Consider the following 24,986-nt stretch of genomic DNA (forward strand, 5'->3'; position numbering starts at 1 on the left):
GAAAAGAGCTTTTCAAATAACGGAAGATGCTATATATTAGATGTATACCTAATTAGATGATCATGAAATAATGGAGGGATTATCATTCAGCTGGATAGAATTGTCGCTTTTCATAAAGCAATGGGCGACCCTACAAGGATAAGAATTGTTGCGCTGCTGGCCCGCGGGCCGCTTCATGGCCAGGCGATCGCTGGCAAATTAGGCCTCACGCCGCCCACAATCACACATCATATAAAAAAACTGCGTGATGTCAATGTCATCATTGAGCGCAGGGATAAGAACACAATCTATTTCCATTTGAACGAGTCGGTCATCAAGCAGCAGACCAAGTCACTTGGCAAGTTAATCATGAAAAAGGAAGAGGAGGTGGAAGCATTGCTCGATCAGAATATCGAAAGGCAGAAGGTCATTGAGAATTTCATGACAAAAGACGGTAAATTAAAAAATATTCCGGCCCAGCGGAAGAAAAGGCTGATGATTTTTGAATACATGATCCGTGGTTTAAAAGCGGGTAAAAAATACCCGGAAAAAGAGTTGAACGAATATATTAAAAAGTTTCACGAGGACTATGCTACAATCAGGCGTGAATTCATCATCAATCACTATATGTATCGCGAAAATGGGATTTACGAACTGAATCCGGAAGAGATGTGGGCACAACCAGAGTGATGGTCCTATCTCATTCAAAAAAACCGCCACAGGGCTTTTCCCAGGCGGTTTTTTTGCTGGATATATGCATTAATACAGTTCAGGCCGCCTGTCTGCAAAAATAGGGATTTTGCTCCTCGCCTCTTTAACCTGATCAAGATCGATTTCTGCGAACAGGATCTCCTCGCCTTCCCCGCCTTCAGCGATCACGTCACCCCAGGGACCGATGATCATTGAATGGCCCGCAAATGTATTGTTAGGATCCGCTCCGGCGCGGTTGCAGGCAATGACAAAACATTGGTTTTCAATGGCACGGGCAATAAGCAAAGCGCGCCAGTGTTCAAGCCGCTGGATAGGCCATTCTGCGACAATGAAGAGTGCTTCAACATCCTGAAGGGCATGGGCACGCACCCATTCCGGGAAGCGGATGTCATAGCAAATCAGCCCGGCGAAATTATGTCCGTCCAAAGAGAACAAGCCTTTTTCTTTCCCAGCAGCGAGGTATAAGTGCTCATCCATAAGCTGGAACAGGTGAAGCTTACTGTATTTTCCGGCAAAATTACCATTCTTGTTATAAATGAGCATTGTATTTTCAATGCCAGCTTCTGTTTTGTTGGCAACGGAACCGCCAATAAAATGGGTTTGGTGCTTCACAGCTGCTTCATGGAAAAAAACTCTGGCCTTCTGTGCTTCTTCTTCGGCTGTGCCATCCAAATTGGCCAGATCGTATCCGGTTGTCCATAGTTCAGGAAGGACCATGACATCTGGATTATGAGAACTTGCCCGGTCAATCATAAGGGATGCAGCAGCGTAGTTTTTTTCAGGGTTTCCGAATGCTATATCCATCTGCAAGCATGCAATCTTGAATTTCATATAAAGTCACCGCCATAGTTTCTGAAAATTATATCTTTACAAGTTACTATTTACGTTATATCATTTGTGACTAGAATTTCAAATTAAAAAATTTAAAATTTATAAATAATTAAGCAGGTGAGAGAATGGAGTTCGAACAATCTGAGTTATTGAAAAGCCTGCCCAGACAGTTTTTTGCTTCGCTCGTGCAAAAGGTGGGCACATATACCGAAAAAGGGGCTGATGTCATCAATCTCGGACAGGGGAATCCTGACCAGCCTACCCCGGAACATATTGTGGACACATTAAAAACAGCTGCCGAAAATCCTCTGAACCATAAGTATTCACCATTCCGTGGATTTCGGTATTTAAAAGAAGCGGCAGCTGAGTTTTATAAAAGGGAATATGGCGTCGATCTTGATCCTGAAGAGGAAATTGCCATCTTGTTTGGCGGCAAGGCTGGACTGGTCGAAATTCCTCAATGCTTGTTGAACCCTGGAGACTCGATCCTTGTTCCAGATCCTGGCTATCCTGACTACTGGTCAGGAGTCGAGCTGGCAAGGGCAGAAATGATAAAAATGCCGCTGAGAGAAGAAAATGGCTTCCTTCCTGACTACACCGAGTTAGGCTCCGAAGAACTCGCCCAGGCGAAATTGATGTTCTTGAATTATCCTAATAATCCCACTGGAGCGATTGCGGATCAAGCATTCTTTGACCAGACAATCGATCTTGCACAAAAACATAATATATGTGTTGTCCACGATTTTGCTTATGGGGCGGTTGGCTTTGACGGAAAACGCCCATATAGCTTTCTGCAGTCAAAGGGTTCCAAGGATATAGGCATCGAGATTTATACTTTATCGAAGACGTATAATATGGCCGGATGGCGAGTGGGTTTTGCAGCTGGCAACAAGAGTGTGATTGCTGCAATTAATTTACTCCAGGACCATATGTACGTCAGTTTGTTTGGTGCGATCCAGGAGGCTGCGGCCGAAGCGTTGCTTGGATCACAGGAATGTGTAGCAGAATTGAATGACTTGTATGAATCAAGAAGAAACATACTCATTGACGGTTTGACCGGTATTGGCTGGAAGGTCACTGCACCCAAAGGGTCTTTTTTTGCCTGGCTTAAGATACCCGAAGGATTTACCTCATCCGTTGATTTTGCTGACTTTCTTCTGGAAAAAGCCCATATTGCCGTTGCACCTGGAATTGGGTTTGGCGACTATGGTGAAGGCTATGTTCGGGTAGGCTTGCTCACTTCTGAAAAGAGATTGAAGGAAGCAGTCAGCAGAATCGAAAGCTTAGGAATTTTCAAAAAAGATATTGACAATGATTTGTGAACCTGACATAATCCTAATTAATAAATTCACTTTAACCAATTAAATAACTTAATTAAATTATTTTCTTATCAAGAGCAGGCGGAGGGACGAGCCCGATGAAGCCCGGCAACCGATCCAGCATAATGCTGGGCACGGTGCTAATTCTTGCAGCGAAAGCTGAAAGATAAGAAGAGTTTAGTGAACGTCCTAACCTCTTCTTTGTGAAGAGGTTTTTTTAATGTTTTTTACAATTTGATTGGCTCCAGTGCCCCGCCCTTGAGACGCTTGGCTAGCTGCGGCTCCTAACTCCTCGAGACGTTTCGGTCCTGTCAATGAAGTCAAAGAACGACTTCACTGTCAGGCCCTCCAACGCTTGTCGGAGTTGGGCAGTCGCCTCCGCTTTTCGAGTTATCTAGTGTCGCCTCCTGGAAACTCCGAAACTTCAACTCCGCCGGCAGAAGCAAAAAGCGCTTCTTTATCGGAGTCTCCAGTTTCTGCGTTTCTGGGCAGTCAACTATACTTTTCGATTTCGGTCCTGCGCAATGAATTCAAAGAACGGCTTCACTGCCTGGCCCTCCAGCGCTTGTCGGGGCTGGATAAGGCGCTATCGATTTTCTAACTGAAAGGAATTGATTTTCATGAGTGAAATTACAGCAACTTACATAGTCCATGACGCTAAGCATAATCCAGAGAAAAAAGCAGAGGGAATAGCACTTGGTTTGACAGTGGGATCCTGGACAGATTTGCCGGAATTGGACCAAAAACAATTAAAAAAGCATAAGGGAAGAGTGGTTTCGGTTGAAGGCAGTGGCCTGGACGCAAATTCTGATACCGTGGCGACCATTAAGGTCGCTTATCCGGCTATCAATTTTTCTCCAGACCTGCCGGCAATTCTTACAACGGTTTTTGGCAAGCTATCGCTCGACGGAAAAATAAAGCTGGTCGATCTCGAATTCGGAGATCAATTGAAAAAAACTTTTCCAGGTCCCCGCTTCGGGATTGAAGGAATTCGCAATAAGCTGGGTGTTTATGACAGGCCATTGCTGATGAGTATCTTCAAAGGAGTGATCGGCCGCGACCTTCCATTCCTGTTAAAACAATTAAAAGAACAAAGTCTTGGCGGAGTCGACCTGATCAAGGATGACGAAATATTGTTTGACAATGAGCTTGCTCCTTTTGAAAAGCGAATCATGTCAGGAAAACAGGTCCTTGAAGAAGTCTATCAAACTACCGGTCACAGAACGCTTTATGCTGCCAATCTGACGGGCAGAACGACCCAGCTGAAAGACAAGGCGAGAAAAGCAGCTGAGTTGGGAGCGGACGCATTGCTGTTCAATGTTTTTGCCTACGGACTTGATGTACTGCAGGAGCTAAGGGAAGATGATGAGATTGGCATTCCGATCATGGCGCATCCCGCGGTAAGCGGTGCGTTTACAGCAGCGGATGAATATGGTTTTTCCCATTCTTTGCTGCTCGGGAAGCTTCTACGCTATGCTGGTGCAGATTTCTCGCTGTTTCCATCTCCTTATGGCAGTGTCGCCCTTGAAAAACAGCAGGCTCTTTCGATCGCTGAGGCATTGACTGCCGAGGACCAATTCAAGAGAACATTCCCTGTCCCATCCGCTGGTATCCATCCGGGAATGGTTCCCCTTCTTATCGAGGATTTCGGACTGGATTCGATCATCAATGCTGGCGGCGGTGTTCATGGACATCCCGGGGGAGCAAAGGGAGGCGGAAAAGCTTTCAGGCAGGCGATCGACACAGTGCTTAAAGGTAAAACGCTCGAGGAAGGTGCTCATGAATTCAATGAGTTGAGGGCAGCAATCGAACTTTGGGGTTTGTCTAAGGCGGTGGCAAAATGAGCCACCCAGTCATTTTCTGTGACTTTGATGGTACAGTGACCGAAAAGGATAACATTATAGCCATCATGAACCGGTTTGCTCCAGATGGGTGGGAAGAACTGAAGGAAGGAGTGCTGAATCGTACGATTTCCATCAGGGAAGGAGTCGGGAAAATGTTCTCCCTCCTTCCAGTCAGCCTGAAGGAGGAAATAATAGAGTTTGCCTTGAAAAATGCGAGAATTCGTCCCGGGTTCCAGGATTTCCTTGATTTTGCGAGAGAGGAGGGGATTCCTGTCTATATTGTCAGCGGCGGGATTGACTTTTTCATTGAACCGATCATCAAATCATTCGGGCCGATTGAAGGCATTTTTTGCAATGGCTCAGATTTCTCAGGTGAATCAATAAAAATTGAATGGCCAAACAGCTGTGATGATCAATGTTCAAATGATTGCGGTTGTTGTAAGCCAACCATCATGAGGAATCTGGATCAGGACGGAATCTATAAAATCGTCATCGGTGATTCCGTGACCGACCTCGAAGCAGCCAAACAGGCAGATTATGTGTTTGCGAGAGATTATTTAAAAGATAAATGCGAAGAATGGAAGATTCCATATACACCTTTTGAGACATTCCATGATTGTATTGAAGCTCTTAAAATTCAGACAGGGGTGAGAGGATGAGCATTTTAGAATCAAAATGGGAAGAGCTGGCTGATGTGAAAGCCGAATTAGCAGAGCGGGATTGGTTCATGGGAACAAGCGGGAACCTGGCGATTAAAGTGGAGAGCGACCCGGTGCAATTCCTTGTGACAGCAAGCGGGAAAGATAAGCGGAAGCGGACGGATGAGGACTTCTTACTTGTTGACCAATATGGTCGGCCGGCAGAGGAAACACACTTAAAGCCTTCTGCTGAAACCCTCCTTCATGTGGAGGTCTATAAGAAGACCAATGCAGGCTGCAGCCTGCATGTCCATACCATTGACAATAATGTGATTTCCGAGGTGTATGGTGACAGGGGGGAGGTTCAATTCAAAGGACAAGAATTGATTAAGGCATTTGATCTTTGGGAGGAAGATGCTGTTCTCAAAATTCCCATTATTCCAAATTATGCTCATATCCCAACGCTTGCTAAGGCATTTTCCGAACACGTAAAAGGGGATACTGGAGCCGTTCTGATTCGCAATCATGGTGTTACCGTCTGGGGCAGAAGTGCCTTCGAAGCCAAGAAAATCCTCGAAGCGACGGAGTTTTTGTTCCGTTATCAATTGAGACTGCTCGAGCATAAACCATTCCAGCTGTTCAAAGTAGTTTAAATGAATTATTAAAATTATTTACAAAGCGACTTAAATAAAGGAGAGATTCAGATGGCATACATTGTTAAGCAGAACACACAGGAAAGAATCATTGAGGAACAACAGGTAGAAGCATTCCTGAATTCACAGGAAGTCATTTATGAAAAATGGGAGATCAATAAGCTTCCAGCCAGCCTTCAGGAAAAATTCCTGTTATCTGATGAAGAAAAGCAGCAGATCCTTGATGTATTCAAGGCTGAAATCGATGATATTTCAGCGCGTCGCGGTTATAAAGCACAGGATGTCATTTCGCTGTCAGATCATACACCAAATCTTGACCAGCTGCTTGCGAATTTCAAGCAGGAGCACCACCATACAGATGATGAAGTAAGGTTCATTGTCAGCGGGCATGGTGTATTCGTTATACAGGGAAAAGACGGTGAATTCTTTGAAGTATTCCTGAATCCGGGGGATTTAATCTCTGTTCCTGAAAATATCCGCCACTACTTTACGCTTCAGGAAGACCGCCAGGTGGTAGCAGTCAGGATTTTCGTTACCACTGAGGGCTGGGTGCCGATTTACGAAAATGATAAAGTAAGCCAGTCACAATAAGAAGTCGCAAACTTTGTCGAAGAAAAAAATTTCGGGAATGAAAATTGTCTTATTTTGCGATTCTATTTACATTCATCAAAGCATTTGCAATAATTCTTCAAGTAATCTATTTATTTTATTAAGCAATTAAAGTAGTAGAGGAGATTTTAGAAGTGTATCAAACGCAAAATGCTTTATTGAAAGAAATTGATCGCGTCCGGGAATTGATGATCACTGCTGCACTGGAAACTGGATATACAAGTAATGAAACAGTGCGACACAGCCAGGAACTTGACACCTTGATTTATGAATATCAGGCATTGTGCAAGGAGACAGAAGTGCAACGGCAAAAAACAAAAATCCTCTTCAGACAGATAATCTTGCTTACCAAGAAACAATATATTTTGTCACATGCTTAAATGTTCAGATTAAAAGCCACCGCTGGCCCATGGCGGTGGCTATTATATTTAGGCAATTCCCCCCTTATAAGCATCTAAGTATATCTCCGTTCAAGGAAATCCACTAATAACATTGACAGAACCAAAAATATGTAACAATTTGCTCAAAATTTCACGATAATATGACTTTGTGTGATTTTTATCATATTTTTATAAGCTTATTTTATATATTTTTAACATAGAAAGGTTTATATCATCAAATTCAATTTACCCCAACATCATGTTGATTTCAGCGGATTACCATTTTATCGATTTGGTTCAATGATCGATGCTCATCCAAGTTTTTTCAACCTCAAATTTTACTATCAATATCATCTTTGTTTTTCACTTTTTTAATTGTTGGTACTATGCTTGTAATGCGATTCATATATCGTACTACAAAGCATTTTATTTTTATAAGGCCTTGAAAGGATGTTTCCTCATAGAGAGAAGAAATCTGTCAACATGGCCGTTTATAAATAGTTGTTTTCTGAAGTACTCGTTCTTTCTATTCACGATTGACGATACAGAAGAGTGATGGACCTTATATTGTCCCTCTCTTTCAAGAAGAACGGCCTATATAGGAAAACAGCCAAAAGTAACCGCTTACAATTTAATAGTTTTTCAATCCAAGGAGGGGAAAAGAGAGTATGCACATTGTCGTATGTGTCAAGCAAGTGCCCGATACTAAGATCATTAAAATCAATCCCAAGACGAATACTCTGGACAGAAGGAGTGCACCTGCGATATTGAATCCTTATGATGCCCATGCTGTTCAGGAAGCGGTCAAAATCAGGGATAAAACAGGTGGAACGATTTCTGTTTTGTCCATGGGACCGCCACAGGCAGTTGCAGTCATCAAGAAAAGCGTTGAAATTGGCGCAGACCAGGGCTACTTGATCTCTGACAGAGCGTTCGCTGGTGCGGATACACTGGCTACAAGCTATGCTCTTTCCAAAGCGCTCGAAAAAATTTCAAAGAATAACCCGATTGACCTTGTCATTTGCGGAAAGCACGCAATTGATGGCGACACAGGACAAGTAGGACCGGGTATCGCCCGTCGTCTTGATATACCGCCAATCACAAATGTTATAGAAGTTTCAGAGGTTAATAAGGATGAAAAATATGTTCATATCAAACGGAAGCAACTCGATGGTTATGAGGTACTTCAATCGCAGCTTCCTTGTTTGCTGACAGTTGAAAAAGAGATCAATGACATCGAATATGCACCAATGCCGAACATGATCAAGGCTGCACGCTATGCACCTGTAATATGGTCAGTGAATGACCTAGAGAATGTGGATAAAACACAGCTTGGCTTAAAGGGATCTCCAACCATCGTTGGCAAGATGTTCAGCCCTCCCAAACTGGAAGGCGGAAAAAGATTGGAAGGAAACCCAGATTCTCAAGTAGAACAGCTGATGGGAGTCTTGCTGGAACGAAAAGATTTATTGAAATTAAATACAGCCAACTCTTGATTCCGAATTTGAAGGGGGAATAAAAGGATGCAAGAAAACCAGGGAGTCTGGGTATTCATTGAAGTAAATGACGGAAAAATCGAAGGTGTTTCGCTGGAATTACTGGGTGCCGGCAGAAAGCTTGCAGACAAGCTGGAGGTTCCGCTTGCTGGTGTGATGCTCGGCGAAGGTGTTATGCCTTTGGCAAACGAAGTGATTTATGCTGGGGCAGACCAGGTATATGTGGTCGATCATCCAGTCCTGAAAGATTACCGGACTGAGTCGTTTATGAAAGGTGTTTGTATACTCGCAGAAAAATATAAACCCGAGATTTTCCTTTATGGTGCGACACCAAATGGAAAGGACCTGGCCAGTGCGGTTGCAACTGATTTAAGCACAGGGTTGACTGCAGATACGACAATGCTTGACGTTGATGTGGAGAAAAGGCTGCTCGAGGCAAGCCGTCCGGCATTTGGCGGAAATATCATGGCCACGATCCTTTGCAAAAAACACCGGCCGCAAATGGCGACCGTAAGACCGAAAGTCATGAAGGCCCTGGAAGCTGATACAGGCCGAAAGGGAGTCATCATTGAGGAAGAGCTGGAGCTTAGGGAAGAGGATATGCGCACAAAAGTGCTTAAAATTGTGAAGGACGTAACAAAAAAGGCAAGCCTGGCGGAAGCTCATGTCATCGTGGCAGGTGGAAAAGGAATGGGCGATATCCAGGGATTCCAGCTGATTCATGAACTGGCCGAAGTCATCGGCGCAAGCGTCGGAGGAACAAGGGATGTTGTTGAAGCAGGCTGGCTTAAGCATGAACAGCAGGTCGGGCAGACGGGAGAGACCGTCACACCAAAAATTTACTTTGCAATCGGGATATCTGGAGCGATCCAGCATGTGGAGGGCATGAAAAACTCCGAATTGATCATCGCAATCAACAAAGACCCGAATGCACCGATTTTCGATGTCGCCACATACGGCATAGTGGGTGATGCATTGGAAATTATTCCAAAGCTGATCAAACAGTTCAAAGAGCTCAGCAAAGAGAAGGGCGGGGAAATGAGCTATGTCTGAAAAATTTGATGTAATCGTCGTAGGAGCCGGCCCTGCTGGAACATCATGTGCCTACAACTGTGCAAAAAACGGATTGAAAACATTGTTGATTGAACGTGGGGAATATCCAGGCTCAAAGAACGTTATGGGAGGAGTTCTTTACCGTAAACAGATGGAAGACATCATTCCCGAGTTCTGGAAGGAAGCACCGCTGGAAAGACCAGTCGTTGAACAGCGGTTCTGGATGATGGATAAAGAATCAGTTGTCCAGTTTGGTTACAAAGGTCTCGAATGGGCGGTCGAACCATATAATAACTTTACAGTACTGCGGGCACATTTTGACCAATGGTTCGCACAGAAAGCTGTCGAACAAGGGGTATTATTGATAAATGAAACAGTTGTTACGGAATGTATCGTTGAAAACGGTAAAGTGATAGGCGTAAGGACCGATCGTCCAGATGGAGAAGTGTTTGCAGATGTTGTCGTGCTGGCAGACGGGGTTAATTCCCTGCTTTCCAAGCAGCTGGGCTTCCATAGGGAATTCCGGCCTGACGAGGTGGCCCTGACGGTGATGGAAGTCATCAATCTTCCGAAGGACAAAATCAATGAACGCTTCAATCTTGAAGGAAATCATGGAACGACTATTGAGATTTTCGGGGATTCTACACAAGGCAATCTGGGCACTGCCTTCCTTTATACGAACAAAGAAAGCTTGAATATCGGGGTAGGAACGACACTTTCAAGTATGATCAAAGCAAAGCTTAAGCCATATGAGCTGCTGGATTATCTGAAAAAGCATCCAATGGTCCGTCCATATCTGGAGGGAGGAGAATCGGCGGAATATCTCGCCCACTTGATTCCTGAGGGTGGATTCCATTCTGTTCCGAGAGTTGCCGGAAACGGGGTGCTTGTCGTAGGGGATGCTGCCCAGCTTGTCAATGCAATTCACCGTGAGGGTTCCAATATGGCGATGGCTTCGGGACAAATGGCTGCAGAAGCGATCGTTGAGGCCAAGAAAGATGGCGACTTCAGTGAGCGCAGCCTGAATCGCTATAAGGAAGCATTATTTGGAAGTTTCATCATTAAAGACCTTGAAAAGTATAAGGATGCGGCACATACCTTCGAGACATACCCGCAATATTTCAAGGAATATCTGCCAATGATGAACAAAGCGATGAGCAAATTCTTTACAGTGGATGGGACACCAAAGAGAGAGAAGCAAAAAGAAATCATGCGAAGTGTAACGGCCGAAAAAGGAACCTTTAAGGTAATGCAAGATATCTATCGTGCCTGGAAGGCGGTGAAATAATGTCAACAACAAACATCGAGGAAAAACAATTTCTTTTAAGGTTTAAGTGTGACACGAAATCGCATCTTACCGTACTTGACCATGACGTCTGCATGACACAGTGCCCTGATAAACTTTGCACCGTATTCTGCCCGGCTGAGGTTTATAAATGGGAAGGAAAAAGGATGCAGGTAGGCTATGAAGGCTGCCATGAATGCGGCAGCTGCCGGATCGGCTGCCCGTACCAGAACATCAAATGGGAATATCCAAAAGGCGGCCACGGAATCGTATTCAGGCTCGCGTGATATAGAATAAGTAAAAGCTGGCGATTGAACTTTCATGGTCGCCAGCTTTTTGCTTTTTTATTTGGCTTGGGTACTTAGGGAACTTTGAAGAAGAGAAAGGAATATTGGTAATCAAAGTATTGGTATTGTCATTCAATAGGGGGAGGGATACCAGTTTACAAAATCAATCTTATAGAAATGTTCTATATTCATCATATGTAAGTTAATTCACAAGTGGGTACAAAAAAGAGTGAAGCTAAAGGAGGTAAAGATTTAGAGGGGAGATCAGCTGATTTTTTCTTGATGACGCATCAAGTGAAGTTCATCGTTGCGGATTTCTTTTTCTAATTTCCGCGCTTCAAACATGGCATCATCAAACCGATCAAACTTTTCCGAAGCATATACGGGTTTGCTGGCATCATAGATTCCGGAAGAGTCTGATTTATAAATGGCAACACTCCAATGGAAAAAATCTTTTTCTTCTTCCTGATGACCCTGCAATCCGATCATTAAATGTGTATGAAACAGGTCAGGCTGGATGCCAAGGAAGGATTTCTGGTCACTAAGCCCCGCGGGGACAAGTGATTTACCATAAAAATCGCGATATAAAGAGTTCTGCAATCTACATTCACTCCTTTTACATTAGCTATAACTTCATTATATGTAAGGTATCTAGATATTTGAAGGTTAATTGTTAAAATTTTTAGAAATTTTAACGAAGTGTCATATTTCCTTCACATTTACACTCGTATAATGCTAATTGTGATTCCTATCACAACTTGTGAGATCACTGGTTTTTATAATGAAGGTATAAAATGTATAGGAGGCAGGTTAACATGACTGGCTGTATAAGCGGTTTAAACCAGGATTCTAGTTTTACATTAAGTGAAGGTCTTCAACAGTTAAAAAGTGAACACCCGCCATTATTGGAAAAGCTTGCGGACCTTTTGGATCTTTCACGAAAAGTTGAGGAAGGTATGGAAATAGAGGAGAACTTTTTAAAGCTGAAGGAGCTGGTCGTCGAATTCCTCGCTGAACTGGAGCCTCATTCAGAGCGGGAAGAGGGCGTTTTGTTTGAGATGATGGCTGCTTATATCGGCAGGGAAATGGGACCAATAGCGGTGATGGAATATGAACATGATCAGGCAAAACGGTTTATCGGAACTTTCCTTCATAACACAAAGGATGGAACGGGACTAACAGCAGAGCAGATGATCGACAATGCGCAACTGATCAAAAATGCGAACTACACTTTGGTGAGCCATTTCTCAAAGGAAGAGAGCATCCTGTTCCCTATGGCAGAAAATATGTTCAGCAAAGAAGAAAAGCAAGAATTGGCTCAGCGCATTAAGTTAATCAAATAAAAATAAAAAGGGTGAAGCTGCGATTGCTTCACCCTTTACCTTTACAATTAAGCCTTTGTGATTGTCACCAGCTTAATGTCTTTTGTATCGAATTTATAAAAAACATCATCTTCACCGGTGTATTCAATCATGCCTTCCTGGTCTTTGGCATCCTGGATGGCTTCAGAAATGTTTTCCACTTCGATTGGTCGTGAAACGGCAAAATCTTTTTCAAAAAAATAATTAATCTTAAATTTAGACATGATAATCTCCCTTCAATATATCCTTACTACCTTTTTTTCCTTAACAGGGGCATGCCTAAACGTAAAAAATGCAGTTGGAAAATTTTAATTGCCGATCAGACCGGTGTGGCGATTTACTGGTTCCATTCTGCCAATTGTTGATCTGTCGGAAGGAACATCGTCAGGATTCCCAGCAGGGGAAGGAAGCCGACGCAGATAATCATCATTGGAAGCCCGATCATGTCAGCGAGATATCCAAGGCCGACAGACCCAATAGCACCCATACCGAATGCCAATCCTACTGTCAGTCCGGCCATCGTACCAATTTTGCCAGGAACCAGTTCCTGGGCATATACGACCGTAACGGAAAAGCTCGACATCAGGATAAAGCCGCTGATGGTCAAGAGGATGACTGCAACAGAAAGTGGCATATATGGGATGATTGCCGACATAGGAGCAGTCGCGATCATGGAAAGGAAAATGATTTTCTTCTTTCCAAAACGATCAGCGAGCGGGCCGCCAAAGAATGTTCCAAACGCACCTGCAACCAGAAAAGCGAACAGGAATAGTTGTGCCTCCTTAATCGAAAGTCCATATTTGTCAATCGCATAAAAAGCATAGAAATTCGTCATGCCAGAAATATACCAGGACCTTGCAAAGATTAAAAATAAAATCAGGACTAGAGCCATCTTGATATTTCTAGAAATGCCTTTATTGATTTTAGTTGTGGCTTGTCTGGTTTTGGCTGCAATCTTTTCAAAGTTCAATTTACGGTTGTACCATGTCGCAATATAGATAAGCAAACCTACGGCTATGGCAGCGACAAGCGTAAACCAAACAGCTCCAACCTGGCCTAGCGGAACTAGTATCAGCGCAGTTATGAGCGGAGCTAGTGCCTGCCCGGAATTTCCGCCAACCTGATAAATGGACTGTGCCAGCCCCCTGCGCGGTCCTGCTGCCATATAGGCAACCCTCGAGCCTTCAGGATGGAAGACAGCTGAACCAAGTCCGATGAATAAAACAGAGAGAATGACTAACTCGAAACTTGATGCGAAAGCCAGGCCGAGAACACCGAACATTGTAGAGGTAAGGCCGAGCGGAAGGGCAAACGGCATCGGCTTTTTATCGGTTGCCATCCCAATCAAAGGCTGAAGAATGGAAGAAACGATATTCAAGGAAAAGGCGATCATCCCTAGCTGGGTAAAAGAAAGGCCCATCGATTTTTCGAGTATAGGGAACATCGCCGGAATGACGGACTGGATAGAATCGTTCAATAAATGTACTAATCCGATGATAAAAAGTATTTTATAGGCTGTCACATTTTGATCTTGCGTTTTTGCTCTGACAGCAGCTGCTGTTTGGCTCATGTTTTTCTCCTTTAAAATTTATTTCGGTTTCCTACATATCATTTTACAAAAAAAGTCACCAGATAAGAATAGCTTTTCTATTAAAAAATATGGTCTAATATAATTTGAGAAAATACAGATTATTCAAAGGAGAGACCGATTCATGGAACAGACAGTGAATTTACAGATGACAGGGGAAGTGTTGAATGATTTTCTGGAGCGTTTTGGTTTAGAGCCTGAAGTAAAGAAGCTTGGGGATTTCGAGAATTATGTATTTGAAACGTATAGGGCTGGCCATCCATATATCATGCGAATCACTCATAGTACCCATCGCTGTAAGGATGAGATTTTATCCGAGCTCGACTGGATGAAACATTTATACTGTGAAGGCCTGTCTGTTCCAGAAGTTTTTCCTTCGTTAGGCGGAAGTCTGGTTGAAGAAGCAGCAGCGGAGGATGGCAGCATTTTTTACGGATGCTTATTCGCAAAAGCAAGAGGAAAGGCTGTCTCTGTCCGATCAGAGCAATTCAGTGATAAACTATTTGAAAAGTGGGGAGAGGTAACTGGAAGGATGCACAGAGCAACAAAGAACTACCAGCCATCCGAAGGCATCAAAAAACGCAGCAGCTGGGATGAAGATGACCTCCTCCAGGTTGAAAAGTATTATCCTGCTGAAGAGCAGGAGCTGGTCGAGAATGCAAAAGAAGTGATATCGGCTATTTCATCTCTCCCGAAAAAAATCGATAATTTTGGAATCATCCACACGGATATTCATTCTGGCAATTTCTTTTATGATGGGGAAGAGGTCCATGTTTTTGATTTTGATGATGCCAGTTACCACTGGTTTGCATCGGATATCGCAATTCCTTTGTATTATTCCTTGCTTTATCGAATTCCAGCCAGTGAAAAAGAGGAACGCCAGCGCTTTGGGCAATTGTTTCTGGACTCATTCATCAATGGGTACCAGAAAGGGAATCAACTCCCCGAAGGATGGAAAGAACATGTTCCATTGTTCCTGATGCTTAGGGATGTTGTCCTGTATGCGGTCTTGCATAAGAAAATCGCTCCTGTAGACAGAGATGATAAATTGCTGGCAATGATGGATGAGATCGCCGAAAGAATTAAATATAAAGTCCCAATTGTGAATATCGGCTGATGAAGATGAAGAAGACTGCACAAAAAACACCAGAGCAACCACTGCTGGTGTTTTCTGTTGTTGATCGGGTACCTATGCCTGATGTGGGATGGCACTTGAAAGAGAGAAATTGGCGCCACTTACCAGCCGCGGCTTGATCCGCCGCCACCCGAGGAACCGCCTCCTCCTCCCCGGGGCCCTCCACCCCCTCCGCCGCCTCTTGAAATGATCGATAGAAGCATATAGGTGAGGGTACCGCCAAAGAACATGAAATCGAGGATGATCACACCGACTACGATAATGATAAGCAGCCAGGAAGGGATGGGGAAATCCTGCTGCTGCTGAACATCATTCGGGGCGCTCCCATATTCTTTCGTACCTGACACCTCATTAGCTAGTGCCTGGTACGTATTCATTACTGCCAGGTCTGACTGGCCATTTTTCAAGTGGGGAATAGCGTATTCGTCAAGGATTCTCCCTGCCTTGCCATCAGGAATGACGCCCTCAAGTCCATAACCGACCTCAATCCTGATTTTCTTTTCCTGCATGGCAATAACAAGCAATACACCATTATCATTTTCTTTGGTTCCCAGGCCAAATTTACGGTATGCCTCAACGGAATATTCCTCGATGCTTCTCTCCCCGATCGAATCTACGGTCAGAACAGCAATCTGTGAGGTTGTCTGGTCATCAATCGACCGGCCGATGGTTCGTAATTGGATTTCTTCATTTTCACTTAAAACGTCCGCGAAATCCTGGACATAGATATCTCCAACAGGTGCCGGTATCTCACTTGGTGCCGCGATTGCACCGGATGGAAGCAGCAAGAGCAGGATGCCAAGCAGTGCTGCCAATCCGGGGAATCTTTTTGGAGTCATCATCAGCCTCCAAAGTCAACCTCAGGAGCTTCCTGTGCCCGAGGGTCTGCTTTGAAATATTCCTTCTCATCAAATCCTGTTATGTTTGCGATAAGGGCACCTGGAAACTGTTTAACCATTTTGTTGTATATGGACACCTGGTCATTGTAATCCTTCCTGGCCACAGCCAGTCTGTTTTCTGTGCCGGCAAGCTCGTCCATCAATTGTGTGAATTGCTTATCCGCTTTCAGGTTTGGGTAATTCTCGACCACCACTAACAATCTGCTTAATGCACCTGACAATTCAGCATTTGCGGTTGCCTGCTCTTCTGGTGTATTTGCGCCAGCCAGCCTTGCGCGGGCATCTGAAATCGATTGGATCACTTCTTTTTCATGTGAGGCATATCCTTTTACTGAATTCACCAGATTAGGAATCAGGTCCAGCCTTCTTTGCAGCTGGTTCTCTATCTGGGCATAAGCCTGGTCGACATTCTCTTCTTCAGCGACAAATTTATTGTAGCTGCCAACACCCATCATGATGAAAATTCCCAGTATCACCAATAAACCAATAACAATTCCTAAACCTTTTTTCATCCAAGACACTCCCAATTCTCTGTTGAAGGCTTTCGCTAAAATGGTTAAACGAAAGCCTTGATGTTTATGCAGATGACCGTATTTTTCCCTCATTAGACATGTTTTTAAACTTTTTGCATGGGTTAATCTTTCCCGATGTTCACCTGGATAATGAATCGAAATAGTTTTTCATGATAAAATTAAGGGAAATACTGATAAAAACAACAAATTCAGATATACTCTAGTTATGGATTAGTCGTTAAAGGTAAAGGAATGAATACGCATGAACAATGAGACAGAAAAATCTTTAAAATTATTTATTGTATTGTCCCGTGCCTATCGGGCAGTTAATGAAAAAGTGAATAAGGTTATCCAAAAGAATGGACTAAACCCAACGGAGTTTGCCGTGCTTGAGCTTCTCTACCATAAAGGTGAGCAGCCACTCCAGCAAATCGGCGGGAAGATCCTGCTTGCAAGCGGCAGTATCACCTATGTAGTGGACAAGCTTGAAGAAAAGGGCTACTTAAATCGGGTGGCATGTCCAAAAGACCGAAGAGTGACATACGCAAAAATTTCAGAAGACGGAAAAAAATTAATAGAAGAAATTTTTCCAGAACACAGCGCCTTAATTCACGAATTGATGGACAGCCTGTCAGATGATGAAAAAGGTACGGCGATCGAGCTGTTAAAAAAGCTGGGTCTATCTGTAAGCAAATATTAAAAACGGCGATTGCCGTTTTTTTTGTTATCCTGGCAATAAAATTTTTCGAAAAGACAAGGCATTAAACAGGAAAAAAGGGACCATCCGTAGAATAGGATGGAGATGGGGTGAATTTTCACCCTTATATAGATAAAGGGGGCAATACGATGAGGTTTGAGGAATATACATATACACGGCCGAATTTGGACGAAGTGACGGCTAAATTCGATCAGCTTCTTGAACAATTCAAGAATGCCGGAACGGTTGAGGAACAAAGTGTTGCTATGGATGGAATCAATGGCCTGCGAAATGATGTCGGAACCATGTTCAATCTTTGCTATATCCGTCATTCGATTGATACTGAAGATGAATTTTATAAGCAAGAGCAAGATTTTCTTGATGAACTGGCACCAGAGGTAGAAGGTCTAGTGACAAAATATTATGAAGCACTTATGTCATCTCCATTCCGTGCCGAGCTTGAAGCGAAATGGGGAAAGCAGCTGTTCGCACTTGCTGATGCACAATTGAAGCAATTTTCTCCGGAAATTGTTCCTTTGATGCAAAAGGAAAATAAACTTTCTACCCAATATACAAAGCTTGTAGCATCAGCAAAAATTATGTTCGAAGGAGAAGAAAGGACGCTTGCTCAGCTTGATCCATTTACAGAGTCAAAGGACCGTGAAACGAGGAAAAAAGCCAGTGAAGCGAAATTCGCATTTTTCTCAGAGCATGGAGAAGAGTTTGACCGCATTTATGATGAACTGGTAAAAGTAAGGACGGAAATGGCACATAAACTCGGCTACAGCAACTTTGTCGAGCTGGCTTATTACCGTATGTCCCGAACGGATTATGACAGCAGCATGGTAGCGGCATTCCGTGACCAGGTCCATAAATACATCGTACCTGTAGCGACGAAGTTGAAGGAACGCCAGAAAAATCGAATTGGTGTCAATGAGTTGAAATATTATGATGAACCATTCGATTTCAAGACGGGTAATGCTGCACCGAAGGGAAGTCCGGAGTGGATCATTGAAAACGGCCAGAAGATGTATGATGAACTCTCGGCTGAAACAGGTGAGTTCTTCAAATATATGAACGATAACAACCTGATGGATTTGGTTGCCAAGAAAGGGAAAGCCGGTGGGGGTTACTGCACATATATTGAAAACTATAAATCGCCGTTCATATTCTCGAATTTCAACGGAACTTCAGGGGATATAGATGTCCTGACACATGAAGCAGGGCATGCCTTCCAGGTATACTCAAGCCGCCATTTTGAGATTCCAGAGTATAACTGGCCAACATATGAGGCATGTGAAATACACTCTATGAGCATGGAATTTTTCACATGGCCATGGATGGATCTATTTTTCAAAGAAGATACCGATAAGTACAAATTCTCTCACCTGAGCAGCGGCCTGCTGTTCCTGCCATATGGAGTCTCTGTTGATGAATTCCAGCACTGGGTATATGAGAATCCCGAGGCAACACCTGCAGAGAGAAAACAGCAATGGCGTGAAATCGAAAAAAAATATCTGCCGCACAAAGATTATGATGGCAACACCTATCTGGAAGAAGGCGGATTCTGGCAGCGTCAGGGCCATATTTACAACTCGCCATTCTATTATATTGATTACACGCTTGCACAAATTTGTGCATTCCAATTCTGGAAGCGTTCAAGGGAAAACAAGGAAGAAGCCTGGAATGACTATGCTAACCTCTGCAAACTCGGCGGAAGCATGGCATTCACCGAACTTGTGAAGGAAGCAAACCTGATATCACCATTTGAAGAAGGCTGTGTCGAGTCAGTGATAGGCGAAATCGACAGCTGGCTGGAATCAGTCGAAGACAGTAAATTGTAAAAAGAAAAGTGGAGCCTGCGGGCAACACTATAGACTGCAGACAAACTTGATGGAAATCCAGTTTGACTGCAGTTTTTTGTTTCTATTATGCAATTTATGGTTCCCGACATCTAAGCGTTATCTGGGACTGAATAGATTTTCGTTGATAGTCACTGCAGAGTGTATACCTGGAAATGGATAATAGCTGAATTTGTTGGTATTATTAGTGGCATTTAACCGCTTTTGGTGCCCGCTTTTTATGAATCGTAAGAAATCAGTTCACCAATAGCCATTATTGGTGTCCGTTTTTTAGGAATCTGAAGAAAACAGGCCACCAATGCCACTTCTGATGAATGATTGAGTTTAGAGGCTTCAAGGCATTGAGATAACAACTCCTTCTTATTCGGTGATTACACTTTCCCCATTGCTGATTCAATAGGAAAAGCCCGCACCTAAATGCGGGCTTCAGTCTTACATACTGCGTTCTTTTTTCACTTGTTTGAAGAAGAAGACTTCATAGATCACTGGGATCAGGATTAATGTCAACAGGGTGGAGGAGGTAAGTCCGCCGATTACGGTTACTGCCAGCCCTTTTGAGATCAGGGTGCCTGATGAGGTGGTGAGTGCCAATGGAATCAATGCAGCGATTGTTGCAAAAGCGGTCATCAGGATGGGACGGAGCCTTGTAATTCCTGCCTCAATTAAAGCTTCACGTACAGGCATTCCTTTTTCGGTTCGATTCTGGCCAATACGGTCTACCATGACAATGGCATTGGTCGTAACGATTCCAATTAGCATCAGCAAGCCTATCATGACACTGACTGACATGGGTTCATCGGCAATCCACAATCCCAGGAGGGAACCGATTGGGACAAATATCAGGGAGGATAGGATAATGAACGGAATCCTTGCCTGCCCGAAGGTAATCAACATCGTCAAGTAGACCAGCCCGATGGCCACAACCATTGCGATTCCCAGTTGAGTGAAGGTTTCAACCGTTTCATCGCTTCCGCCGCCGCCTTCAAGTGAAACTCCATCTGGAAGGTCGATATCATTTTTGACCCCTTCAATGACAGCAGTCGAAACGGCCCTGATATCATTGGAATCGATCTGCGCAGAAACCCGGGCGAAAATTTTGCCATCCAGTTTCTGTATGGAGGTAAATGCTTCTGTCTCGGTTATTCTCGCGATTTCTGTAATTGGAATAGGTCCTTGCTGGGTGAAAATCATGGTATTTTTTAAATCTTCGATTGTCTCGGACTGCTCATCATAGATAATCGAAACTTTTCGATCTTCGCCATCGAGCGGCAAGGTACCGGCATCGACTGGTTTTGTTTTATCCGTGATGGTGCCGAGAATCTGGAAGCCCGAAAGACCAAGCTGCGCTGTTTTTTCTGGGTCGATATCGACCAGTACCTGTTTTTGTTTTTCAGAAAAGTTGTTAGAAACATATTTTAAGTCATTCTGCTTATTCATGTAATCTTCGACTTTTGCTGCTGCATCCTGTAAGGCGGCTAGGTCAGTAGAATATAAGTCGATATTGACATTGTTATTGGAAGGAGGTCCACCTGTTGACTGCTCCTGGATGCCGATTTTCGCATCCGGCTCGAGGGAAAGGACTGTATCTTCCATTTCTTTCTCGAGCTTCGGAATGAACTCAGAAACACTCGCTCCTTCTCCAAGGCTGATAAAATAGTTCGCCTGGTTCTGGCGTTTTAGACCAGTCTGAAAATCCCGGCTTCCGATTCCGACGGTTACATCATTGATTTCTTTTTGTTCTGCGAACATATTCTCGACTTTCAGCGAAACTTCATTTGTTTTTTCCAGTGAAGTAGAAGATGGCAGCTGGAATGTAGCAACAAGCAGCTTTTGCTCCTCGTTTGGTATAAATGTGAAACCAAGTCCTTTAACCAGGAATCCCGAACCTGCAAGCAGGGCAATTGACAGGAAGATCACTAGCGCTTTATGGTTCAGTGACCATCTGATGGAAGAGGCATATGCTCTTTGCGTGGCACCTTCTTTTTCTTCCTTTGGCACTCTCTTGAAAGAGAACTTTGCCAGGATTGGTACGATCGTGACGGCAACAATCAAGGATGCAAGCAGTGAAAAGACGATTGTCAGTGCGAAAGGCAAAAAGAATTCTCCAGTAATTCCACCGACAAGGCCAAGCGGCAAGAAGACTACAACGGTCGTAATCGTAGATGAGGTGATGGCTTTCAGGATTTCCTTAGTTGAATCCTGAATCAGATCATCCGTCATTCCCTGATTGGTTTTCCGGACCCTCCGGAAGATATTCTCGATGACGACAATGCTGTCATCGACGACACGTCCTACTGCCACTGCCATCCCGCCGAGGGTCATGATATTCAATGAAATATCAAGCTGGTTTAAAAAGATCGACGAAATCAATAGTGACAGCGGAATGGAGACAATCGCGATAATCGTTGCCCTGAAATTCCTCAGGAAAATCAATACCGCAACAGAAGCAAACAGGGCACCGAGCAACCCTTCCTTGACGAGAGTGTTGACCGATTTTTCAATTCCTTCAGCTGAATCGAATCCAATTGCGTATTCCAGGCGGTCGTCATAACTATTGATGACAGCTAAAACCTTTTCAGCAACTTCGACTGTATTCGCGTCCTGCTTTTTCGTGATGGCCATTGATAATGATTCTTTTTCGTTAAATCGCGTGATTTCCGGTTTTTCAGTTACTACTTTGATTGAGGCAAGCTCGCTTAACTTTACCTGGGGAGCATCAGGCACAAATTTAGATTGGATCACCAGGTTTTCAAGCTCTTCAATTTTTTCTATTTTTTCCTGCACCCGTACCGGAACCTGGATTTCGTTTTCGTTCAGGTTGCCTGCCGGGAAGCTTAATTTTCTGGAATCAATTGTTTCTTTAATATCATTCAAACTGAGCCCCAACTGTGCTGCTCTTTCCTGGTCCACGGTGATCTGGAGGATGTCATCGGTCATGCCGCCAACAGAAACACTGTTTATTCCCTGGATTTTATTCAGTTCCGGAAGGATTTCTTCGTTTACAAGAGTCTCTAGATCTTCATCACCTTTTGCAAACAGGGAGATATTGAAAATCGGGAATGTACCAAAAGAGAATCTGTTTATATTCGTCTGCACGTTCTCAGGCAGTCCAGCTTCCTTGATGAAGGTGTTGACCTGTTGCTCAGCATCATCAAGCTTAGTATCAAACGGGAATTCCAGATTGATGATGGCGATGCTCTCAAATGAAGAACTTTGCATTTTCTTGATGCCATCGATCCCTTTGAATTTTGTTTCAAGCTTCTCGGTTACTTGTTCATTGATATCCTGCGGAGAAGCCCCCGGGTATATGACTTCCACAGAGAGCTGGGGAAATTCGATATTTGGCAGCAAATCAACCTTTAGCCTGGTGAATGAGTACAGGCCGCCAAGTATCAGTAAAAATGAAATGATGAATACAGCGAATGCATTTTTAAGACTGAATCTTGTCAAAAATCCCATTAGAATACCTCTTTTCTATAAAAAAGCTATGACTCTATTCTATATGCCTTCTATGTAGTTTTCATTTTTAAACTGTAAAAAATAAAAATAACCCGAAGTTTCAAAACTTCGGGCATCAAATAAATATTATTTCTGCTTGATGATAATCTGGTCAGTTTCAATGACCGCTTCCAACTGGTTTGCTTCCGGAGCTTCAAGAATGAAATCGGCAATGGAATCCTCCAGTTGTTCCTGGATGGAACGACGCAGCGGGCGTGCACCGAATGCTGGATGGTATCCAAGCTCAGCCAGTTTTGCCTTCACTTCCACTGTCACTTCAAGGCTGATATTCTGCTCTGCAAGTGTTTCTTTCAACTCTGCAAGCATCAAATCCACAATCTGAAGAAGGTGTTCCTTCTCAAGAGACTTGAACTCTATGATACTGTCGAAACGGTTCAGGAATTCTGGCTTGAAGAATCCTCCGAGTGAATCGAGAATGCTTGATTCATTGACAGCAGTATTCTGGTCAAATCCTACCTTGATGGTTTTATGTCCAACACCTGCGTTGCTTGTCATAATGATGACTGTGTCCTTAAAGCTTACTGTACGGCCTTGGCTGTCAGTCAGGCGGCCGTCTTCGAGAATCTGCAAGAACATATGCTGTACATCTGGATGAGCTTTTTCAATCTCGTCCAGTAAAATGATGCTGTATGGGTTGCGGCGGACTTTTTCCGTCAACTGGCCAGCTTCATCATGGCCTACATAGCCTGGAGGAGAACCAATCAGCTTGGAAACACTGTGCTTCTCCATATACTCACTCATGTCGAGACGGACCATTGCCTCCTTTGAACCAAAGAGTTCCTCAGCCAAAGTCTTGGTCAGCTCTGTCTTACCGACACCAGTAGGGCCGACGAACAGGAACGAGCCGATTGGACGGTTCTTTGATTTCAGACCCGCACGGCTGCGGCGGATCGCTTTGGCTACTTTCTGCACGGCATCTTCCTGTCCAATGACTTTGCCATTCAGGTTGGCAACAAGATTTTTCATCTTTTCCTGTTCATCTTCCTGAAGCTTGCCGACGGGAATGCCAGTTTTCTTCTCGATGATTTCCTGGATATGCTTGACTGTTACAACAGGTCGTTCAGCATTGCCATTTTCGTTTATTGCTTTCTCAAGCTTCGCTTCTTCATCACGGAGCCTGGCAGCAGTTTCATAGTCTTCCTGCTTCAATGCTTCTTCCTTTTCCTTCGCAATTTCAGCAAGGCGGCTTTCAGCATCATTTTTATTTGTATAGTCAGAAACCAGGTTTAGCTTGGATCCTGCTTCGTCCATTAGATCAATCGCTTTGTCTGGAAGGAAACGATCCTGGATATAGCGTTGAGAAAGCTGGACACATGCCTTGATGGCCTCATCCGCAAAAGTCACCTGATGGAAATCCTCATACTTGGACTGAATTCCTGCCAGGATTTCGATTGCCTCGTCCACAGTTGGTTCCAGTACATGGACGGGCTGGAATCGTCTTTCTAAAGCTGCATCTTTTTCAATTTTGCGGTATTCCTTCAGGGTTGTCGCACCTACTACCTGAAGTTCACCACGGGCAAGTGCTGGCTTCAGGATATTGCCTGCATCCATGGAACCTTCAGCAGAACCTGCACCTACAAGCTGGTGGATTTCGTCAATGAAAAGAATGATGTTTTTGCGTGCCTGTAATTCAGAAATCAATTGCTTCATTCTTTCTTCGAATTGACCACGGATTCCGGTGTTCGATACCATTGAAGCGACGTCTAAAAGGTAGACTTCTTTATTCTTCAGCTTCTCTGGCACATCACCTTCGACAATCTTTAAGGCAAGGCCTTCTGCAATAGCTGTTTTACCTACACCAGGTTCACCGATCAGTACAGGGTTATTTTTATTTCTTCTATTTAATATTTCAATCACACGTTTAACTTCTTCGTCCCGGCCAATAACAGGGTCAATCAAACCTGTCTTGGCAATTTGAGTCAGGTTTCTTCCATATTGGTCAATAAAGCCATTCCCACCGCCGGCTGTTTTAGTTACAGAAGCAGGTTTTGAATTCTGGGGTTCATCATTCATATTCCCAGAGAATTGTTTGAACATATCATTAAACGGCGAACCTCCGAATCCGTTAAACCCGGACATTGGGCTGCCGAGTGAAGCACCTAATTTTTCTCTCTCTTTTTGGTAGCAGTCTTCACAGAGCATTAAATGCTTCTGGTTACCATTTAAGCTTACCTTCAATTGAATATTCGCCTGTTTTTCCTGGCAATTTTGGCAGAGCATTTAAATTCCTCCTTCAAATTTTTCCTATATTTAATCAAAAAAGTCTTTGACTTTGACTATCTTTGATCAATTTAACTTTATTATACTTTGACCAACTTTGACTTTCAA

At 43.7% G+C, this 24,986-nt stretch carries 23 protein-coding genes and 1 riboswitch; of the genes, 15 read left to right on the forward strand and 8 right to left on the reverse strand.

Annotation, left to right across the window (positions count from 1 at the left end):
* Positions 1-84: 84 nt before the first annotated feature.
* The gene (locus FS736_RS01930) at positions 85-669 is read left to right on the forward strand and encodes a DUF2087 domain-containing protein (protein WP_144474667.1); all 585 of its coding nucleotides are present in this window, start codon (positions 85-87) and stop codon (positions 667-669) included.
* Positions 670-738: 69 nt separating this feature from the next.
* On the opposite strand, the gene FS736_RS01935 is transcribed toward FS736_RS01930, so the two are convergent.
* On the reverse strand, positions 739-1,521 hold the full coding sequence (locus FS736_RS01935) for a carbon-nitrogen family hydrolase (RefSeq protein ID WP_144474668.1): 783 nt from the start codon (positions 1,519-1,521) through the stop codon (positions 739-741).
* Positions 1,522-1,646: 125 nt separating this feature from the next.
* Between FS736_RS01935 and FS736_RS01940 the strand changes: the two genes are divergently transcribed.
* The 10 genes from FS736_RS01940 to FS736_RS01985 all read left to right on the forward strand — a co-directional run bounded on the left by FS736_RS01940 (position 1,647) and on the right by FS736_RS01985 (position 11,085).
* On the forward strand, positions 1,647-2,843 hold the full coding sequence (locus FS736_RS01940) for a pyridoxal phosphate-dependent aminotransferase (RefSeq protein ID WP_144474669.1): 1,197 nt from the start codon (positions 1,647-1,649) through the stop codon (positions 2,841-2,843).
* Positions 2,844-2,905: 62 nt separating this feature from the next.
* Positions 2,906-3,013: riboswitch (SAM riboswitch) on the forward strand.
* A gap of 447 nt (positions 3,014-3,460) precedes the next feature.
* Positions 3,461-4,684, forward strand: a complete 1,224-nt coding sequence (gene mtnW, locus FS736_RS01945) for a 2,3-diketo-5-methylthiopentyl-1-phosphate enolase (protein WP_144474670.1) — start codon at positions 3,461-3,463, stop codon at positions 4,682-4,684.
* A complete protein-coding gene (locus FS736_RS01950; RefSeq protein ID WP_144474671.1) occupies positions 4,681-5,343 on the forward strand; it encodes a 2-hydroxy-3-keto-5-methylthiopentenyl-1-phosphate phosphatase in 663 nt (220 codons plus the stop codon). Before mtnW ends, FS736_RS01950 begins: the two co-directional genes overlap by 4 nt.
* A complete protein-coding gene (locus tag FS736_RS01955) occupies positions 5,340-5,975 on the forward strand; it encodes a methylthioribulose 1-phosphate dehydratase (RefSeq protein ID WP_144474672.1) in 636 nt (211 codons plus the stop codon). Before FS736_RS01950 ends, FS736_RS01955 begins: the two co-directional genes overlap by 4 nt.
* Positions 5,976-6,026: 51 nt before the next feature.
* A complete protein-coding gene (locus tag FS736_RS01960) occupies positions 6,027-6,566 on the forward strand; it encodes a 1,2-dihydroxy-3-keto-5-methylthiopentene dioxygenase (protein WP_144474673.1) in 540 nt (179 codons plus the stop codon).
* 152 nt (positions 6,567-6,718) lie between these two features.
* Entirely contained in the window at positions 6,719-6,964 is a 246-nt protein-coding gene (locus FS736_RS01965; RefSeq protein ID WP_251542262.1) for an aspartyl-phosphate phosphatase Spo0E family protein, read from the forward strand.
* Positions 6,965-7,632: 668 nt separating this feature from the next.
* A complete protein-coding gene (locus tag FS736_RS01970) occupies positions 7,633-8,460 on the forward strand; it encodes an electron transfer flavoprotein subunit beta/FixA family protein (RefSeq protein WP_144474674.1) in 828 nt (275 codons plus the stop codon).
* 27 nt (positions 8,461-8,487) lie between these two features.
* Positions 8,488-9,513, forward strand: a complete 1,026-nt coding sequence (locus FS736_RS01975) for an electron transfer flavoprotein subunit alpha/FixB family protein (RefSeq protein ID WP_144474675.1) — start codon at positions 8,488-8,490, stop codon at positions 9,511-9,513.
* The gene (locus tag FS736_RS01980) at positions 9,506-10,801 is read left to right on the forward strand and encodes an FAD-dependent oxidoreductase (RefSeq protein WP_144474676.1); all 1,296 of its coding nucleotides are present in this window, start codon (positions 9,506-9,508) and stop codon (positions 10,799-10,801) included. The genes FS736_RS01975 and FS736_RS01980 overlap by 8 nt, the downstream gene beginning before the upstream one ends.
* Complete coding sequence (locus tag FS736_RS01985) at positions 10,801-11,085, forward strand: ferredoxin family protein (RefSeq protein WP_023615122.1); 285 nt, start codon at positions 10,801-10,803, stop codon at positions 11,083-11,085. Before FS736_RS01980 ends, FS736_RS01985 begins: the two co-directional genes overlap by 1 nt.
* A 264-nt stretch (positions 11,086-11,349) precedes the next feature.
* Here FS736_RS01985 and FS736_RS01990 read toward each other — a convergent pair whose 3' ends face one another.
* The gene (locus FS736_RS01990) at positions 11,350-11,685 is read right to left on the reverse strand and encodes a hypothetical protein (protein ID WP_144474677.1); all 336 of its coding nucleotides are present in this window, start codon (positions 11,683-11,685) and stop codon (positions 11,350-11,352) included.
* Positions 11,686-11,900: 215 nt separating this feature from the next.
* Between FS736_RS01990 and FS736_RS01995 the strand changes: the two genes are divergently transcribed.
* Entirely contained in the window at positions 11,901-12,428 is a 528-nt protein-coding gene (locus FS736_RS01995; protein ID WP_144474678.1) for a hemerythrin domain-containing protein, read from the forward strand.
* Positions 12,429-12,475: 47 nt separating this feature from the next.
* Here the strand turns inward: FS736_RS01995 and FS736_RS02000 are convergent, their stop codons facing one another.
* Together FS736_RS02000 and FS736_RS02005 are read right to left on the reverse strand one after the other, a co-directional pair.
* Positions 12,476-12,670 carry a hypothetical protein gene (locus FS736_RS02000; protein ID WP_144474679.1) on the reverse strand — a complete coding sequence of 65 codons (195 nt, stop codon included), beginning with the start codon at positions 12,668-12,670 and terminating at the stop codon, positions 12,476-12,478.
* A gap of 113 nt (positions 12,671-12,783) precedes the next feature.
* Entirely contained in the window at positions 12,784-14,016 is a 1,233-nt protein-coding gene (locus tag FS736_RS02005; protein ID WP_144474680.1) for an MFS transporter, read from the reverse strand.
* Positions 14,017-14,158: 142 nt separating this feature from the next.
* On the opposite strand from FS736_RS02005, the gene FS736_RS02010 reads away from it, so the two are divergent.
* Positions 14,159-15,151 (forward strand): phosphotransferase enzyme family protein, encoded by a 993-nt coding sequence (locus FS736_RS02010; protein ID WP_144474681.1) that lies wholly within the window; start codon positions 14,159-14,161, stop codon positions 15,149-15,151.
* Between the two features lie 119 nt (positions 15,152-15,270).
* Here FS736_RS02010 and FS736_RS02015 read toward each other — a convergent pair whose 3' ends face one another.
* Both FS736_RS02015 and FS736_RS02020 read right to left on the reverse strand, forming a co-directional pair.
* Positions 15,271-16,011, reverse strand: coding sequence for a TPM domain-containing protein (locus FS736_RS02015; protein WP_144474682.1), 741 nt, complete (start codon positions 16,009-16,011; stop codon positions 15,271-15,273).
* The gene (locus FS736_RS02020; protein WP_144474683.1) at positions 16,011-16,580 is read right to left on the reverse strand and encodes a LemA family protein; all 570 of its coding nucleotides are present in this window, start codon (positions 16,578-16,580) and stop codon (positions 16,011-16,013) included. Before FS736_RS02020 ends, FS736_RS02015 begins: the two co-directional genes overlap by 1 nt.
* A gap of 262 nt (positions 16,581-16,842) precedes the next feature.
* On the opposite strand from FS736_RS02020, the gene FS736_RS02025 reads away from it, so the two are divergent.
* Positions 16,843-17,280, forward strand: coding sequence for a MarR family winged helix-turn-helix transcriptional regulator (locus FS736_RS02025; protein WP_079508228.1), 438 nt, complete (start codon positions 16,843-16,845; stop codon positions 17,278-17,280).
* Positions 17,281-17,426: 146 nt separating this feature from the next.
* Positions 17,427-19,121 carry a M3 family oligoendopeptidase gene (locus FS736_RS02030; RefSeq protein ID WP_144474684.1) on the forward strand — a complete coding sequence of 565 codons (1,695 nt, stop codon included), beginning with the start codon at positions 17,427-17,429 and terminating at the stop codon, positions 19,119-19,121.
* Positions 19,122-19,571: 450 nt separating this feature from the next.
* Here FS736_RS02030 and FS736_RS02035 read toward each other — a convergent pair whose 3' ends face one another.
* Both FS736_RS02035 and FS736_RS02040 read right to left on the reverse strand, forming a co-directional pair.
* A complete protein-coding gene (locus FS736_RS02035) occupies positions 19,572-22,598 on the reverse strand; it encodes an efflux RND transporter permease subunit (protein ID WP_144474685.1) in 3,027 nt (1,008 codons plus the stop codon).
* A 126-nt stretch (positions 22,599-22,724) separates the two neighbouring features.
* Positions 22,725-24,878 (reverse strand): ATP-dependent Clp protease ATP-binding subunit, encoded by a 2,154-nt coding sequence (locus tag FS736_RS02040; RefSeq protein ID WP_144474686.1) that lies wholly within the window; start codon positions 24,876-24,878, stop codon positions 22,725-22,727.
* Between the last annotated feature and the right edge of the window lie 108 nt (positions 24,879-24,986).

Source organism: Cytobacillus oceanisediminis 2691, assembly GCF_007678455.1.
GTDB classification, from domain to species: domain Bacteria; phylum Bacillota; class Bacilli; order Bacillales; family Cytobacillaceae; genus Mesobacillus; species Mesobacillus oceanisediminis_A.